The sequence below is a fragment of the Alloactinosynnema sp. L-07 genome, from assembly GCF_900070365.1.
Lineage (GTDB): Bacteria > Actinomycetota > Actinomycetes > Mycobacteriales > Pseudonocardiaceae > Actinokineospora.
Map to the genome: position 1 here is coordinate 7,328,196 of NZ_LN850107.1, position 14,738 is coordinate 7,342,933.

A 14,738-nucleotide genomic window follows, 5' to 3' on the forward strand; every position below is an offset into this window, starting at 1 on the left:
TGGTCACGGGCGGGGTCGACGTGATGACTGTCGGCGAGATCTCGTCGACAACGGGGCTACCCGGTGTGGGTCAGCGCGTGGCGCGGCGCCGGGCCATGATCAGGACGCCGGTGCCCAGGCCGAGGGCGGCCAGGCCCGCCAGCGCCACCGGCTGGGTGGGCGTGGGTGTCGTGGACAGGTTCGTCGCGTCCGAGAGCCCGGTCCCGCCCGGGTAGTCGATGGTGTGCGGCGGCGGGCCTGCCGATGGGGTGGACTGAGGTGGGTTCGGGCTGTGAACGCTCGTCGCGCTGGTGGGGACCGGGAGTCGGGGAGTGGGCGGGGGAGTGGAACGCGGTGGCTCCGCGGGCACGACAACCGGCGGGGGAGCAGGGCAGCCGCGGCGCACGCGCTTGACGTGGTCGCACCTGCGCGCCGCGGGTTCGCCCTTGGATTTCTTGTCCGCCTTGCTGTCGGGGCCGGAGCCGTGGGAGGCGGTGCGGTTGGCCTTGTCCTCGCGGTCCGGGTCCGCGGCCGCGTTGACGCCGCCGCACAGCAGCAACGCCAGCCCCGCCGAACTGAGCACCCCCGCGAACCGGCTGATCCATCTGCCTGTCGTCACTAGTGGTCCAACGCGACGACGGGGTGGCTGGTTTCGGTGTTGCGGCGGGTTTTTGTCCACCCGTTGTGGCCGCGGATGAGCCGGATGAGGGCGCGCCACGAGGTGATGTAGAAGGTGTAGATGTAGATCGCGTACGCGAATCCGTAGGCCAGTCCGCGGAAGAAGCTCTTGTCCGGTTCGCATTTCTTGCGGTAGATCGGGCCCCAGATGATGAACGGCAGCAGCCCGAACGAGCCGTAGGTGGCGAACAGCAGCCACGCGCCGCCGGTGAACCATTCCCAGACCTCGGTGGGCTGCTGGGTCGCTCGGATTCCCAGCAGTACGAACGGGATGGGGTAGATGAGTGTGCCGAGCAACTGCATCCATGGCTGGGCAAGGTAGTAGAGCATCTCCGCGGCGCCAAGGGTGGACAGGTGGCGGGAGTCCCAGATGCGGCGGACGTAGCGGGCGCATTGCATGGTGCCCTGACCCCACCTGGTGCGCTGGGTGAGGAACCGGCGCAGGCTGTAGAGAGCTTCCTGGTCGACGTGGGTGTCGACGGTGAACCCGGTCTGCCAGCCCGCGGTCAGCAGGTGCACGCCCAGCTCGAAGTCCTCCAGCAGCGCCCCGCGCCACGGTCCCGCGCCCTCGACGATGCTGTCCAGGGCCGACAGCCGGGTGAACTGGCCGTTGCCGCCCATGGAGATGGTGCCGGTGTGGCCGCGGGAGAGCTGGATCGCGGCGATGGCGCTGCGGAACTCCAGGTCCTGCATGCGCACCAGGGCGGTGCCGAACTTGCGCTTGACGTAGCCGCGCTCGCTCTGCGGCGTGCCCCGGTTGCTCATCCGCACGTCGACCTGTACGGCGCCGACCCTGGGGTCGCCGAACAGGTGCTCGGCCGAGCACACCTCCAGGCAGTCCGGCGCGGGCCTGCCGTCGGCGTCGACCACGACGATGATCGCCCGGTCGGTGTCGGCGTGCTTGCCCAGCCAGCGCTTGAGTTCCTGGTAGGCGGAGTTGAGCGCGTCGCCCTTGCCGGTGCGGGCGAACGGGCGCCGCCTGCGCACCAGGTGCAGCCGCTGGTCGCCGGTGCCGCCGTGCCGCGGGCCGCGCAGCCCGGTCACCACCTCGGCGGTCCGGTCCTCCGAGTCGTCGTCGATGACCCAGACGTGGGCGTCGCGGAAGGTCTCGCGCAGGTAGGCGATGGTGTCGCCGATGACGCTCTCCTCGTCGCGGCACGGCACGAAGAAGTGCCACTCCAGCTTCGTGGGATCGCCGCCCGGCAGCCGCTGGTGGCGCAGGTAGGGGACCACGATGAGCGCCACGTAGGTCACGAACGCCACGCTCATGGTGAGCGCGAGCGCCTGGGTCAGTCCCAGGAGCAGGGCCAGGTTCACCGCTCCGCCTTGGGTTTGCGGGTCGACATCCAGACGAACATCACCAGCGCGGCGGCGCCACCGATGATGCTGACCATCGAGCCCAGCAGCGTGTGGCCCCAGTAGTAGCCGCGGTCGGTGCCCAGCCACTCGATCAGGCCGACCAGGGTGAGGATGCGCAGCTGGTTGACCACGACGACGGCCAGCGTGGCCAGCGCGAGCGCGCCGAGCACGCGCCCGGCGATGCGTGGCCGCAGCCCGATCATGATCGCGCCGACCACCAGAAGCGGCAGGACGAGAAACGCCGAGGTGCATTCCGGGCTCATTTGCAGCCCGAATGGATGGTCGGTGCCGAGCCCGAAGTAAACCGTTTGGCGTTGCGCCGCGAGATATACCCCCGATGAGGTGACGACATTGAGAATTCCGCTGGCCAGCGCCATTTCCGCGGTCCGGTACGCGCGATTGAGCACGATCAGCGCCACGGCGGTGGTGGCCAGGGCGGCGATGAGGACACGACCGCCTGTCGTCGTTCGAGGTGTGCTGGGCAACGGCAGTGAGCCTGCGATCGCCACCAGGGATGACCTCCGATTTCGGCGTTCTTGGCCCCGACTGTCGTGACACATCATCGGTTGATCGGGTGGAGAACTCGATCGCTGGATCGGGTGAACCCGAAGACCGCTGCTCACGCGGAGTTAAGAGGCCTGCTTATCGCGGGTGGGTTAACTAGCCAGTTCACACGATCGGGTATTCGCGTGTTTATTCCGTCGAATTATTGGCAAGGTCACCGATAGGACATTGAGTCCCAACTGAAATCGGAGGAATTGATGCATAAGCTCTCGGTGCGCCGGGGTGGCGCGGTCGGCCTGATGGCCGCCGCCGCGCTGCTGGTCGGCGCGCTACCCGCATCGGCCGCCCCAGGCGACGGTTCGGCTTACGTCGCCTCCGCGAACCTGACGCTGCTGGGATCGCCCGCGGTCAACGTCGCGCCGCTGGCGCCGAGCAACACCGACGGCCCGACCACGGCGCAGCTGGCCAGTCTCAACATCCCCACCGTGGTCTCCGCGGGCGTGGTCACCAGCCGGGCGGAGCGCGACGACGCGACCGGCGCCGTGCACGCCGAGGCCGACCTCGCCAACGTGCAGATCGCGCTGGCGGGTCTGGGCTCCATCGGTGCGATCGAAGCCGTATGCGACGCCACCCAGGCGGGCAACTCCGGCACGACCACCCTGGCCAACGTGCAGCTGGCCGGGGTGACCGTGGGTGCGAGCCCGGCGCCGAACACCACGATCTCGGTGCCGTCCGGCCCGATCCCGCCGCCGCTGGTGTCGATCACCTTCAACGAGCAGATCAACAACCCCGACGGCAGCCTCACGGTCAACGCGGTGCACATCAAGCTCAACGCCCTCCTCGGCACCGGTGACGTGATCCTCGGCCAGGCCCGGTGCGGGCCTGCGGCCCCGCCGATCCCGATGGCCTCGGGCGCTGGTCTGTGGATCGGTCTCGGCCTGCTGGGCGTGGCCGCGATCCCGGTCACGATCACGGTGCTCCGCAGGCGCGCGCTCACCGCGGCCGGATAGCGGCGGGAGGCCAGAGCGTGTACCGAGCTCCAACCGGAGGCGCCATCGTCGGCGGCGGCGCGGGCTTGGCGGCCACCGGTGCCAACGTCGGCTGGTGGATCGCCTTGGGGATCGTGCTGCTGGTGCTGGGTGCGCTGCTGCTGCACGCGTACCGCAGGCGTCAGTACACCGCGGAAGTCGATTAGTGCTGTGTCCATGAGCGTTGTCGGGCTATCGGCGGATCCAGGTTTCCGCTGGGCGTGCCGCCGGAATGCCGCTCGTACCGGGTGTGCTTGGGCGTTTCGGCGGTGCGGCCGGCGGGAAGCTGGGCCGTCGAGAGCCTGGCAACGTTCGTGGACACGGCACTAGCGGTATCCCAGTGGAATCCACTGTGGACTCCGGGCGGGTGATCCCGCCCGGAGTCCCTTTATTCGCAAGGAGAGAGCGTGGAGGTCCTGCTCCTGGTCGGCACCAGGCCGGAGGCGGTGAAGGCGGCGCCGGTCGCGCTGGCGCTGGCCGACCACCCGGTGCTGCGGCCGGTCATTATCCACAGCGGACAGCACGTGGGCATGGTCGAGCAGGCGCTGGCCCCGTTCGGCTTGGCGCCGGCGGAGGCGCTGGCGGTGACCAGGGGCGGCGGCGGCCAGGCCGAGCTGATGGCCGAGGTGCTGCCCGAACTCGAAGCCGTGCTCACCCGCAGGCGCCCCGCCGCGGTGATCGTCCAGGGCGACACGACCACCACCCTGGCGGGCGCGCTGTGCGCGTTCTGGCAGGGGATCCCGGTGGTGCACCTGGAGGCGGGCCTGCGCACCGGCGACCTGGCCGCGCCGTTCCCCGAGGAAGGCAACCGGCAGATGGTCGCCCGGGTCGCGGCCCTGCACCTGGCGCCGACCCCGGACGCCGCCGCCGCGCTGCGCCGCGAGTCGGTCCCCGACCGCGACATCGTGATCACCGGCAACACCGTCGTCGACGCCGTGCGCCACATCGCCGCGGCCGACCAGCCCGCCACCAACCCCACCCTGGCCGCCGTCGAGGCGCTGCCCGGGAGGCTGGTGCTGGTCACGGTCCACCGCCGCGAGTCGTGGGGCCCGCCGCTCAACGAGGTGCTGTGCGCCGTGCGAACCCTGGTCGAGCGGCACCCAGACGTCCATGTGGTGCTGCCCACCCACCCGAACCCGGCGGTCCGCGCCCAGGTCCACGCCGTCCTCGGCGACGCCGACCGGGTGGCAGTGACCCCGCCGCTGGACTACCCGGACCTGGTACGCGCGCTGCGCCGGGCCGCGCTGGTCATCACTGATTCCGGTGGCATCCAAGAGGAAGCGCCCACCTTCGGCGTGCCCGTCCTGGTCGCGCGCGAGGTCACCGAACGCCGGGAGGCCGTCGACGCGGGCTGCGCGTGGCTGGTCGGCACCAGCGGTCCAACACTGCTGGCCCACGCCGACCACATCCTGCGCACCGGCCTGCGCGTGCCCGCCGACAGCAACCCGTTCGGTGACGGCCACGCCGCCGCCAGGGTCCGCGACGCGGTCGCGCGGCTGCTGGGTCAGCCGACCTTGGGTTCCCCGACGAGCCCGACCTGGGCCTCGCGCAACGTGGTCAGCGCCGACTCGGTGGTGGCCGCGGCGACGCCCGCGGTCAGGTCGAGGAGCACGGTCGTGCTGAACCCGTCGCGCGCGGCGTCCATCGCGGTGGCCCGGACGCAGTGATCGGTCGCGATCCCCACCACGTCGACCTTGCCGACACTGTGCGCGCGCAGCCAGTCCGCCAGCGCCACCCCACCCGGGCCGACGCCCTCGAAGCCCGAGTACGCCGCGGCGTGCGCGCCCTTGGAGAAGACGGCCTCGATGCCCGAGACGTCCAACTCCGGGTGGAACGACGCGCCCGGCGTGCCCGCCACACAGTGCACGGGCCACGAGTTCACGAAGTCGGGCTCCGCGCTGAAGTGCGCGCCCGGGTCGAGGTGGTAGTCGCGGGTGGCGACCACGTGGTCGTAGGACGAATCGGCGATATGCGCGCTGATCGCCCGCGCGACCGCCGCGCCGCCCGCGACCGGGAGGGAGCCGCCCTCGCAGAAGTCGTTCTGCACGTCCACCACGATCAGCGCGGTCCGGTCCATTTCGACACCCCTAGTTGACGTAGACGGTCGGGATCGCGGGGTCACCCGCGGAGAGCTTGAGGCCCTCCCACGGCAGGCTCACCAGGCCATGGCGCACCCGCTGCCTGCTGTCCTCCAGCGTGGGCAACCCGTCGACCGGTTGTCCACCGCGCATCAGAGGGATCTGGAGCGGCCGATCGTGCTCGCCGATCTCCGGCTGGTCACCGGCGGCGAGGTAGACGACCTCCTCCAGCGCCGTGCCCGTCGGCTTGTGCCTGCGCAGCGCCAGCTTGGCGCCGCCGCGAGACTCCTTGTGCGAGCTGCGCTTGGCCACCGGGCGGCCGTCGACCTCCACGAGCTTGTAGACCATGCCCGCGGTCGGTGCGCCCGAGCCGGTGACCAGCGAGGTGCCCACGCCGTAGGCGTCGACCGGCTCGGCGCGCAGCGCGGCGATGGCGTACTCGTCGAGGTCGCCGGAGACCACGATCCTGGTCTGTGTGGCGCCGAGGGCGTCGAGCTGCTCGCGGGCCTGCCTGGCCAGGATGCCGACATCGCCGGAGTCGATCCTGACGGCGCCCAGCGCCGTCCCCGCGACCTCGACCGCGGTGGCGATGCCCTGGGTGATGTCGTAGGTGTCGACCAGCAGCGTCGTGCCCGCGCCGAGGGCGGCGACCTGCGCCTCGAAGGCGGCCTTCTCCGAGTCGTGCAGCAGGGTGAACGCGTGCGCGCAGGTGCCGCTGGTCGGGATCGCGAACGTGCGGCCTGCCTCCAGGTTCGACGTGGTGGTGAACCCAGCGATGTACGCGGCGCGGGCGGAGGACACCGCGGCCTGCTCGTGGGTGCGGCGCGAGCCCATCTCGATGATCGGCCTGCCGTTGGCCGCGCCCGCCATCCGGGCGCCCGCCGACAGGATCGCGCTGTCGTGGTTGAGGATCGACAGGACCAGCGTCTCCAGGACCACCGCGTCGGCGAACGTGCCGCGCACGGTCAGGATGGGCGACCCGGGGAAGTAGAGCTCGCCCTCGGGGTAGCCGTCGACGTCGCCGGAGAACCGGTACTCGGCCAGCCAGTCCAGCGTGTTCGCGTCGACCACGGCGGTCTCGCGCAGGTGGCGCAGCTCGTCGTCGCCGAAGCGGAACGCGCCGATCTCGTCGACGACCCGCCGCGTGCCGCCCACCACGCCGTAGCGCCTGCCGTCGGGCAGCCTGCGGGCGAAGGTCTCGAACACGCAGGTCCGGTCGCCCGTGCCGTCGGCCAGCGCCGCGGCCAGCATGGTCAGCTCGTAGTGGTCGGTGAGCAGCGCGCTGCTGCGGGCGATCCCTGGCATGGCGGTGAGCTTAGGGCGTGTCCGGCCGTGTGATCGCGAGTACTCCGATCGAATGAAGATCCGCCGCACTCGCGCGCGGCGGACATGCCACCATTGTCGCCATGACCGCCCCCGTCGACATGGAGCAGAGCGAGGCCACATCGGCCGGTGCCGAAGTGGTCTCTGAGGACAGACCATGGCAGACGGTCGTCTGGAACGACCCGGTCAACCTGATGTCCTACGTCACCTATGTCTTCCAGAAGCTGTTCGGCTACAGCCGCGACAAGGCGACCAAGCTGATGCTCGACGTGCACCACGAGGGCAAGGCCATCGTGTCAGCGGGGAGCAAGGAGACGATGGAGGGTGACGTGGCACGGCTGCACGCCGCCGGGCTCTGGGCGACCATGGAACACCAGTCGTGAAACCGTGGAAGCGCAAGGGTGACAAGGTCTACGGCGACCTCGACAAGCAGGAGGCCGCCGTGCTGCGCGGCCTGGTCTCCCAGATCGACGACATGCTCAAGGCGCGTATCGAGGAGACCCCGCAGGACGAGTTGGCCGAGCTGACCGGCATGCGCACCGGCCCGACCACCTCGCCGGACGATCCGGTGCTCTCCCGCCTGCTGCCCGACTTCCACCGGCTCGACGACGACAACCCGAGCAAGGAGGACCTCGACTCGGCCGCGGTCCTGCGCTCGCTGCACGAGCCCGCGCTGCTCGACCTCAAGACCGGGGTCGCGGGCGTCGTCCTCGACACCTGCCCGATGTACGGCGGGCAGGTCAAGCTGTCGGTGGAGCAGGCCGACGCGTGGCTCTCGGCGCTCAACGACGTCCGGCTGGCCCTGGGCACCGCCATCGACATCTCCGAGGACATGCCGGACGAGCTGCCCGACGACGACCCGCGCAGCCCGCACCTGGCCGTCTACCACTGGCTGACCTGGGTACAGGAGTCACTGGTCCAGGCGCTGGCCGAGGGATGAACGCGATCACCGACGTGCCCGGGGTCCTAGTCGGGCACCACCACCGGGTCGGTGACGGCTGGGCGACCGGGACGACGGTCGTGCTGCTGCCCGAGGGCACCGTCGGCGGCGTCGACGGCCGCGGGGGAGCGCCGGGCACCCGCGAGACCGACCTGCTCGCCCCGGAGAATCTGGTCGACCGGATCGACGCGGTCTGCCTGTCCGGCGGCAGCGCCTACGGCCTGGCCGCGGCCGACGGCGTCATGCGGTGGCTGTCGGAGCGCAACCGGGGCTACCGAGTGGGAGTCAACGCGCACGAGGTGGTGCCGATCGTCCCCGCCGCGGTCCTGTTCGACCTGCCGCGCGGCGACTGGGGCAACCGGCCGACCAGCGACTTCGGCTACACGGCGTGCTCGGCGGCGTCCACCACCGTCGCGCAGGGCACGGTCGGCGCGGGCGCGGGCGCCCGGGCGGGGTCGCTCAAGGGCGGCATCGGAACGGCGAGCGCGCGGGTGGGGGAGTTCACCGTGGGCGCGCTGGCCGCGGTCAACGCCCGTGGTGAGGTCATCGATCTGGCCAGCGGGACCCCGTGGGCGCAGGACCTCGGGCTGCCCGGCGAGTTTCCAGAGCCGCCCGGACGGGCCGCTGACCTGGGCGTCGTCGCCTCCGACCTCAACACGACCATCGGGGTGGTGGCCACCGACGCGGCCCTCGACAAGGCCCAGTGCCGCCGCCTGGCGATGTCGGCGCAACTCGGCATCGCCCGGGCGGTCCGGCCGTCGCACTCGCTGTTCGACGGCGACACCGTCTTCGCCGCGGCGACCGGTGCCCGCGCGGTCGCGTCGCCCCTGGAACTGGACGCGCTCTACGCCGCCGCGGCCGACGTGTTCGCCCGCGCGGTGGTGCACGGTGTGTTGGCGGCCACGACCGTCGGGGATCTGCGCTCCTACCAGGACGTCTGGGCCTGAACCGGGCGGACGTGCGAACTCTCACAGACTGGGAGTGGGTCATCCACCACGTAGGATGGAGGTGTGTTGCAGATCCGCCGAGACCTAGTGGACGCGATGGTGGCGCACGCCCGTCGCGACCACCCGGACGAGGCGTGCGGCGTGATCGCGGGCCCTGAGGGAACCGACCGCCCCGAGCGGTTCATTCCCATGCTCAACGCGGCCCGGTCGCCGACGTTCTACGAGTTCGACTCGACCGACCTGCTCAAGCTCTACCGCGACATGGCTGCCAAAGACGAGGTGCCCGTGGTCATCTACCACTCGCACACCGCCACCGAGGCCTATCCGTCGCGCACCGACGCGAAGATCGCCGCCGAGCCCGAAGCACACTACGTGCTCATCTCGACCCGCGACCCGCACGAACACGAGCTGCGCTCGTTCCGCATCGTCGACGGCCTCATCACCGAGGAGCCCGTCGAGGTCGTCGAGTCCTACCGGTTCGCCCACACGGGCCCGGACGACTTCACTGAGCCCAGCGCTCTGTGACTTAACGCGGAACCCGGAATAGCCACCGGCTTCCTGCGCGCTCTATCTCACTGAATCAGGCAAACCCGGAGGTTCCACGTGGCTGTCACCGTCTCCATCCCGACCATCCTGCGCACCCACACCGGCGGCGAGAAGTCCGTCCCGGCCGCGGGCGCGACCGTGGCCGAGGTCATCGACCACCTCGAGGCCAACCACGGCGGCCTCAAGTCACGGCTGGTGAAGGACGGCGTGCTGCACCGCTTCGTCAACATCTACGTCAACGACGAGGACGTGCGCTTCGCGGGCGGCCTCGAGGCCAGGGTCGCCGACGGCGACAACCTCACCATCCTGCCCGCGGTCGCGGGCGGCGCGCGCTAGGGAGCGACCCCGTCATGGCCCGGTACGACACGCTCATCGATTCGCTCGGTGACACACCGCTGGTGGGGCTGCCCAATCTGGCGCCCGCACCGCACGTCCGGCTCTGGGCCAAACTGGAGGACCGCAACCCGACGGGCTCGATCAAGGACCGCCCCGCGCTGGCCATGATCGAGTCCGCCGAACGCGACGGCAGGCTGGTCCATGGCAGCACGATCCTGGAGCCCACCTCGGGCAACACCGGCATCGCGCTGGCCATGGCCGCCAAGATCAAGGGCTACGGCCTGGTCTGCGTCATGCCGGAGAACACCTCGGAAGAACGCAAGTTGTTGTTGCAGGCCTACGGCGCCCGCATCGTGTACTCCCCGGCAGCGGGCGGCTCGAACGAGGCCGTCCGCCGCGCGCGCGAACTGTCGGAGCAGAACCCGGAGTGGGTGATGCTCTACCAGTACGGAAACCCGGACAACGCGGGCGCCCACTACGCGGGCACCGGCCCGGAGATCCTGCGCGACCTGCCCACGATCACCCACTTCGTCGCGGGCCTTGGCACCACGGGAACCCTGGTCGGCGTCGGCCGGTACCTACGGGAACACAAGCCGGACGTCCAGATCATCGCCGCCGAGCCGCGGTACGGGGAGTTGGTCTACGGCCTGCGCAACCTCGATGAGGGCTTCGTGCCGGAGCTGTACGACCCCGACGTCCTGACCGGCCGCTACTCCGTCGGCTCCTACGACGCGCTGCGGCGGACCCGGCAGTTGTTGGAGGTCGAGGGCATCTTCGCGGGCATCTCGACCGGCGCCATTCTCCACGCGGCCCTCGCCGTGGCGGAGAAGGCGGCGGGCACAGGAGAACCCGCGGACGTAGCCTTCATCGTCGCCGACGCGGGCTGGAAATACCTCTCCACCGGCGCCTACAGCGGGACTCTCGATGAGGCAGCGGAACGCTTGGACGGCCACCTCTGGGCGTAGCTCAGCCCACGTCGATCATCTGGCGCAGCACGAACCGGACGTTCTCGATCTCGGAGTCCAGCAGCCGCGCGGGATGACGGCGGACAAGTCGGTTCACGCTCACGGACTTGATCTGGTCGCACATCGCGAACGAAGGTCGACCGAGGTCGACGGCAGGATGGAACGGCAGGCCTCGGTCGGTGGTCGTGCATGGCAGGACAATCGCCAGCCGATTCGGCAGCTCGCAAGCCAGGGTCGTGCCCACCACGATCGCCGGGCGCTGCCCGGCCTGCTCCCGGCCGACTTGTGGGTCGAAGTCGACCCACCACACTTGCCATGGAGCGAGGGTGCGAGCGGTCACTCTTCGACCACCGCATCGGTGTCGGCCATTGTCGCCGCCTCAGCCGCGTATGCGCCCGCGGCATCCGGGTCAGCGGCCAGCCGCGCCAACGCCACCCGCGTCGCGTGCTCGAACAGAACGATTCGCAGCGCCTCGTCGAGACTCACGCCGCCCAGTTCGTTCTCGGCGATCCTGGCTAACGCGTCCCGATTGCTCGCCGAAACTCGCATGCTCGTCTGCATACATCCAGTATGCACGCGACGGTTCAGGTCGTCCAACCGGTGGGCGTAGGTTTGTCCCCGTGATTGAGATCGAACGAGTCGGCCGCGTCAACGCCCCGATATCCGACGTCTGGACCGTCGTCTCCGACGCCAACCGCGCACCCGACTGGTTCAGCTTCGCCGACCGCACCGACGTCATCGAAGGCACCGGCGTCGGGCAGCGCCGGACGCAGCACGGGCGATGGGACGGCAAGCGGTCAGAGATCGACCAGGAGATCATCGAGTTCATCCCCGACAAGCTCATCGCCTGGAAGCACACCGCCGAGCGCCTCAACGGCAAGCCTGCCCCCGTCTACTCGTCCTCCTCCGTCTTCCGCATAGAGCTGGAGCCGGACGGCGACGCCACCATCGTCCGCCTCCGCACCCTCCAGCAGCCCGCGGACACCCTCCGCAAGATCGCCATGAAACTCTTCGGCACCCGCGACATCACCCGTCGCATGGAGGACTCCCTGCACCGCCTGCGAAGCGCCGTGGACGGCTCGTGAAGGTCATTGGCCTGCTCGGCGGCATGAGCTGGGAATCCTCGATCGAGTACTACCGCATCGTCAACGAGCGAGTCCGCGAACGCCTCGGCGGGCTGCACTCCGCGCACTGCGTCCTCTACTCCGTCGACTTCGCCGAGATCGAGCGCATGCAGGTCGAAGGCCGCTGGGACGACGCGGCCGAGGTCCTCAACTCCGCCGCCGCCACGCTCGTCGAGGCAGGCGCGGAGATCGTCGTTCTCTGCACCAACACCATGCACAAGGTCGCCGACCGCATCGATGTCCCCCTGCTCCACCTGGCCGACACGACCGCAGCCGCCGTACGCCGTACGGGAATCACGAGCGTCGGGCTGCTCGGCACCGCCTTCACCATGGAGCAGGACTTCTACACCGGCAGGCTCGCGAGCCACGGTCTCGACGTCCTGGTCCCCGACGCCGACGACCGTGCGACCGTGCACCGAGTCATCTACGACGAACTCGTCCAAGGCGTCGTCCGGGACGAGTCGCGGCAGGCCTACCGTGACGTCATCACTCGGCTGGTCGAGCGCGGCGCGGCGGGGATGATCTTGGGCTGCACCGAGATCGAACTGCTGGTCAGCCAGGCCGACAGCCCGGTTCCGGTCTTCCCGACCACCCGCCTGCACGCCGAACTCGCCGTGGACATCGCGCTCGGGGACGACCTCAGGGTTTCACCCGATCCACAACCCCGTTCCAGCCCGTAACCTCGACGGTGTGAGCACTCAGCCAGCCCGCAGCCAAGGTCGCGTCGTCCCGGCGAACCTGCCCCAGGCCGCCATCGTGGTCGCAGGGTTCGCCGTCCTGCTCTACCTCATCGAGCTCCTCGACGTCATCCTCCCCGCCGACCTCGACCAGAACGGCATCGTCCCGCGCAGCCTCGGCGGCCTCGACGGCATCCTGTGGGCGCCGCTGCTGCACGCCGACTGGGGCCACCTGATCGGCAACACGATCCCGCTGCTGGTGTTCGCCTTCCTCGCGATGGCCAACGGCCTGGCCCAGTGGGCCGCGGTCACCGCCACCATCTGGGTCGTCTCCGGCGTCGGTGTCTGGCTGAGCGGCAACAGCGACACCGTCACCGTCGGCGCGTCCGGGCTGTGCTTCGGCTGGCTGGCGTTCCTCCTGGTCCGCGGCATCTTCAACCGCAGCCTGCTGCAGCTGGGCGTCGCGGCCCTGCTGTTCCTGTACTGGGGATCGATGCTCTTCGGCGTCCTGCCCGGCGACCCCCACATCTCCTGGCAGGGCCACCTGTTCGGCGCCGTCGGCGGCATCCTGGCCGCCTGGCTGGCCGCGGTCGCGACCAAGTCGACCGCCGCCGAGAAGCCCGCGCCCGGTACGTTCACGGTGTGACCGTCCAGGCCCCGATCGGCATCTTCGACTCCGGCGTCGGCGGGCTCACCGTCGCGCGCGCCATCCTCGACCAGCTGCCGCACGAGCGGCTGCGCTACGTCGGCGACACCGGCAACGGCCCCTACGGCCCACTGCCCGTCGCCGAGGTCAGGGCGCACGCGCTGGCGATCGCCGACCGGCTGGTCGAAGACGGCGTGAAGATGCTGGTCATCGCCTGCAACACCGCCTCCGCCGCGTGTCTGGCCGACGCGCGGGAGCGCTACCGCATCCCGGTGGTCGAGGTCGTCGTCCCCGCCGTGCGTCGGGCGGCGTCGGTGTCGAAGACCGGCCGGATCGGCGTCATCGGCACCGCGGGCACGATCCGCTCGCGCGCCTATGACGACGCGTTCGCCGCCGCCCCCAGCGTCAAGGTGACCAGCTCCGCGTGCCCCCGGTTCGTCGACTTCGTCGAGCGGGGCGTCACCAGCGGCCGCCAGATCCTCGGGCTCGCGCAGACCTATCTGGAGCCGCTGCAGGAGGCCGACGTCGACACCGTCGTCCTCGGCTGCACGCACTACCCGCTGCTGACCGGTGTCCTGCAGGTCGTCATGGGCCAGGACGTCACCCTGGTCTCCAGCGCCGAGGAGTGCGCCAAGGACGTCTTCCGCGTGCTCGCCGAGCACGACCTGTTCGCCGAGGACGCGGGCGAGCCGGTGCACGAATTCATGGCGACCGGCCCCGCCGAGCCATTTCATCGTCTGGCACGCAGATTCCTGGGGCCGGAATTGGCGGCTATTGCTCCATTGGCTCATCAGTGATCGCGCCGGGCGCTTCGCTGTGACAGGCTGCCGAGGTGCTGCTGACCGTCCTCGGCTGCTCGGGGAGCATCCCCGGCCCGAATGCCCCCGCGTCCGGATACCTGCTGTCGGCTGAGGGATTCCTGCTCGGAATCGAACTCGGCAACGGCACGTTCGCCGCGCTGCAGGCCGTCGCCGACCCGTTCGCACTCGACGCGCTGCTGTTCTCACATCTGCACGCCGATCATTGTGCGGATTTCTCCGCGCTGTCGGTTTTGCGGCGTTATCACCCGGATCCGCCGCATGATCCCCGGGAGCGCAAACTCGCCGTGCACGCGCCATCGGCGGCGCCGGAGCGGTTCGCCGCGGCCTACGCGACCGACGACGCCGACCGGATGATCACCGACCTGTCCGATGTGTACGACTTCCAGACGCTGCGGCCCGGAAAGATCCACATCGGACCGTTCGAGATCGTGGTGGCCGCCGCCGCGCATCCCTGTGAGGCCTTCAGCTTCCGCATCAGCCACGGCGGCCGCTCCCTGGCCTACACCGGCGACACCGGCGTCACCGACGCCCTCGACGACCTGGTCGACGGCGTCGACGTCCTGCTCGCCGAGGCGTGCTGGACCCACGCGCCGGGGCAGCGGCCGGTCGACCTGCACCTCTCCGGCACCGAGGCGGGCCAGTTGGGCACCGCGGGCGGCGTCGGCCGCGTGCTGATCACCCACATCCCGCCATGGACCGACACCGACGCCGTGATGGCCGAGGTCCGCGCCGCGTACGACGGCGAAGTGATCCTGGTCGAACAGGGGTGTGTGTACGACATCTAGGC

Annotated in this window: 20 protein-coding genes and 1 pseudogene; 14 read left to right on the forward strand and 7 right to left on the reverse strand. The window is 70.2% G+C overall.

Annotation, left to right across the window (positions count from 1 at the left end; genetic code table 11):
• Positions 1 to 70 precede the first annotated feature (70 nt).
• The 3 genes from BN1701_RS33455 to xrtP are packed head-to-tail and all read right to left on the reverse strand — an operon-like array spanning position 71 to position 2,525.
• A complete protein-coding gene (locus tag BN1701_RS33455) occupies positions 71 to 598 on the reverse strand; it encodes a hypothetical protein (protein ID WP_054055435.1) in 528 nt (175 codons plus the stop codon).
• Positions 598 to 1,926: a glycosyltransferase gene (locus BN1701_RS33460; RefSeq protein WP_054056344.1), complete on the reverse strand. Its 1,329-nt coding sequence runs from the start codon at positions 1,924 to 1,926 to the stop codon at positions 598 to 600. The genes BN1701_RS33455 and BN1701_RS33460 overlap by 1 nt, the downstream gene beginning before the upstream one ends.
• A gap of 44 nt (positions 1,927 to 1,970) precedes the next feature.
• Complete coding sequence (xrtP, locus tag BN1701_RS33465) at positions 1,971 to 2,525, reverse strand: exosortase P (protein WP_369800662.1); 555 nt, start codon at positions 2,523 to 2,525, stop codon at positions 1,971 to 1,973.
• Positions 2,526 to 2,777: 252 nt separating this feature from the next.
• Between xrtP and BN1701_RS33470 the strand changes: the two genes are divergently transcribed.
• From BN1701_RS33470 to wecB, 3 genes and pseudogenes are all read left to right on the forward strand, one after another.
• Positions 2,778 to 3,530 (forward strand): choice-of-anchor P family protein, encoded by a 753-nt coding sequence (locus BN1701_RS33470; RefSeq protein WP_054055436.1) that lies wholly within the window; start codon positions 2,778 to 2,780, stop codon positions 3,528 to 3,530.
• A 17-nt stretch (positions 3,531 to 3,547) separates the two neighbouring features.
• Complete coding sequence (locus BN1701_RS35085) at positions 3,548 to 3,715, forward strand: LPXTG cell wall anchor domain-containing protein (RefSeq protein ID WP_082860223.1); 168 nt, start codon at positions 3,548 to 3,550, stop codon at positions 3,713 to 3,715.
• Positions 3,716 to 3,955: 240 nt separating this feature from the next.
• Positions 3,956 to 5,053, forward strand: a pseudogene (gene wecB, locus BN1701_RS33475) (non-hydrolyzing UDP-N-acetylglucosamine 2-epimerase); the annotation flags it as partial.
• Here the strand turns inward: wecB and BN1701_RS35090 are convergent.
• Together BN1701_RS35090 and BN1701_RS33480 are read right to left on the reverse strand one after the other, a co-directional pair.
• Positions 5,053 to 5,625 (reverse strand): isochorismatase family protein, encoded by a 573-nt coding sequence (locus tag BN1701_RS35090; protein WP_231949793.1) that lies wholly within the window; start codon positions 5,623 to 5,625, stop codon positions 5,053 to 5,055. The pseudogene wecB and the gene BN1701_RS35090 sit on opposite strands and share 1 nt — an antisense overlap.
• A 10-nt stretch (positions 5,626 to 5,635) precedes the next feature.
• Positions 5,636 to 6,931 carry a nicotinate phosphoribosyltransferase gene (locus BN1701_RS33480; protein WP_054055437.1) on the reverse strand — a complete coding sequence of 432 codons (1,296 nt, stop codon included), beginning with the start codon at positions 6,929 to 6,931 and terminating at the stop codon, positions 5,636 to 5,638.
• 101 nt (positions 6,932 to 7,032) lie between these two features.
• Between BN1701_RS33480 and clpS the strand changes: the two genes are divergently transcribed.
• The 6 genes from clpS to BN1701_RS33510 all read left to right on the forward strand — a co-directional run bounded on the left by clpS (position 7,033) and on the right by BN1701_RS33510 (position 10,683).
• On the forward strand, positions 7,033 to 7,332 hold the full coding sequence (gene clpS, locus BN1701_RS33485; protein ID WP_054055438.1) for an ATP-dependent Clp protease adapter ClpS: 300 nt from the start codon (positions 7,033 to 7,035) through the stop codon (positions 7,330 to 7,332).
• The gene (locus BN1701_RS33490; RefSeq protein ID WP_054055439.1) at positions 7,329 to 7,889 is read left to right on the forward strand and encodes a DUF2017 domain-containing protein; all 561 of its coding nucleotides are present in this window, start codon (positions 7,329 to 7,331) and stop codon (positions 7,887 to 7,889) included. Before clpS ends, BN1701_RS33490 begins: the two co-directional genes overlap by 4 nt.
• Entirely contained in the window at positions 7,886 to 8,836 is a 951-nt protein-coding gene (locus BN1701_RS33495; protein ID WP_054055440.1) for a P1 family peptidase, read from the forward strand. Before BN1701_RS33490 ends, BN1701_RS33495 begins: the two co-directional genes overlap by 4 nt.
• Before the next feature lie 63 nt (positions 8,837 to 8,899).
• On the forward strand, positions 8,900 to 9,361 hold the full coding sequence (locus tag BN1701_RS33500; RefSeq protein ID WP_255364670.1) for a Mov34/MPN/PAD-1 family protein: 462 nt from the start codon (positions 8,900 to 8,902) through the stop codon (positions 9,359 to 9,361).
• A gap of 78 nt (positions 9,362 to 9,439) precedes the next feature.
• Positions 9,440 to 9,718 carry a MoaD/ThiS family protein gene (locus BN1701_RS33505; protein ID WP_054055441.1) on the forward strand — a complete coding sequence of 93 codons (279 nt, stop codon included), beginning with the start codon at positions 9,440 to 9,442 and terminating at the stop codon, positions 9,716 to 9,718.
• 14 nt (positions 9,719 to 9,732) lie between these two features.
• Complete coding sequence (locus BN1701_RS33510; protein ID WP_054055442.1) at positions 9,733 to 10,683, forward strand: PLP-dependent cysteine synthase family protein; 951 nt, start codon at positions 9,733 to 9,735, stop codon at positions 10,681 to 10,683.
• A gap of 1 nt (position 10,684) precedes the next feature.
• Here the strand turns inward: BN1701_RS33510 and BN1701_RS33515 are convergent, their stop codons facing one another.
• A complete protein-coding gene (locus tag BN1701_RS33515) occupies positions 10,685 to 11,023 on the reverse strand; it encodes a type II toxin-antitoxin system PemK/MazF family toxin (protein ID WP_082860224.1) in 339 nt (112 codons plus the stop codon).
• Complete coding sequence (locus tag BN1701_RS36670) at positions 11,020 to 11,244, reverse strand: hypothetical protein (protein ID WP_054055444.1); 225 nt, start codon at positions 11,242 to 11,244, stop codon at positions 11,020 to 11,022. The genes BN1701_RS33515 and BN1701_RS36670 overlap by 4 nt, the downstream gene beginning before the upstream one ends.
• A gap of 59 nt (positions 11,245 to 11,303) precedes the next feature.
• On the opposite strand from BN1701_RS36670, the gene BN1701_RS33525 reads away from it, so the two are divergent.
• From BN1701_RS33525 to BN1701_RS33545, 5 genes are read left to right on the forward strand one after another with little or no spacing between them, the layout of a single operon-like run.
• A complete protein-coding gene (locus BN1701_RS33525) occupies positions 11,304 to 11,768 on the forward strand; it encodes an SRPBCC family protein (RefSeq protein WP_054055445.1) in 465 nt (154 codons plus the stop codon).
• Positions 11,765 to 12,487 carry an aspartate/glutamate racemase family protein gene (locus BN1701_RS33530; RefSeq protein ID WP_054055446.1) on the forward strand — a complete coding sequence of 241 codons (723 nt, stop codon included), beginning with the start codon at positions 11,765 to 11,767 and terminating at the stop codon, positions 12,485 to 12,487. Before BN1701_RS33525 ends, BN1701_RS33530 begins: the two co-directional genes overlap by 4 nt.
• A gap of 10 nt (positions 12,488 to 12,497) precedes the next feature.
• On the forward strand, positions 12,498 to 13,130 hold the full coding sequence (locus tag BN1701_RS33535) for a rhomboid family intramembrane serine protease (protein WP_054055447.1): 633 nt from the start codon (positions 12,498 to 12,500) through the stop codon (positions 13,128 to 13,130).
• Positions 13,127 to 13,927: a glutamate racemase gene (murI, locus tag BN1701_RS33540; RefSeq protein ID WP_054055448.1), complete on the forward strand. Its 801-nt coding sequence runs from the start codon at positions 13,127 to 13,129 to the stop codon at positions 13,925 to 13,927. Before BN1701_RS33535 ends, murI begins: the two co-directional genes overlap by 4 nt.
• 35 nt (positions 13,928 to 13,962) lie before the next feature.
• On the forward strand, positions 13,963 to 14,736 hold the full coding sequence (locus BN1701_RS33545) for an MBL fold metallo-hydrolase (RefSeq protein WP_054055449.1): 774 nt from the start codon (positions 13,963 to 13,965) through the stop codon (positions 14,734 to 14,736).
• Positions 14,737 to 14,738: the final 2 nt, after the last annotated feature.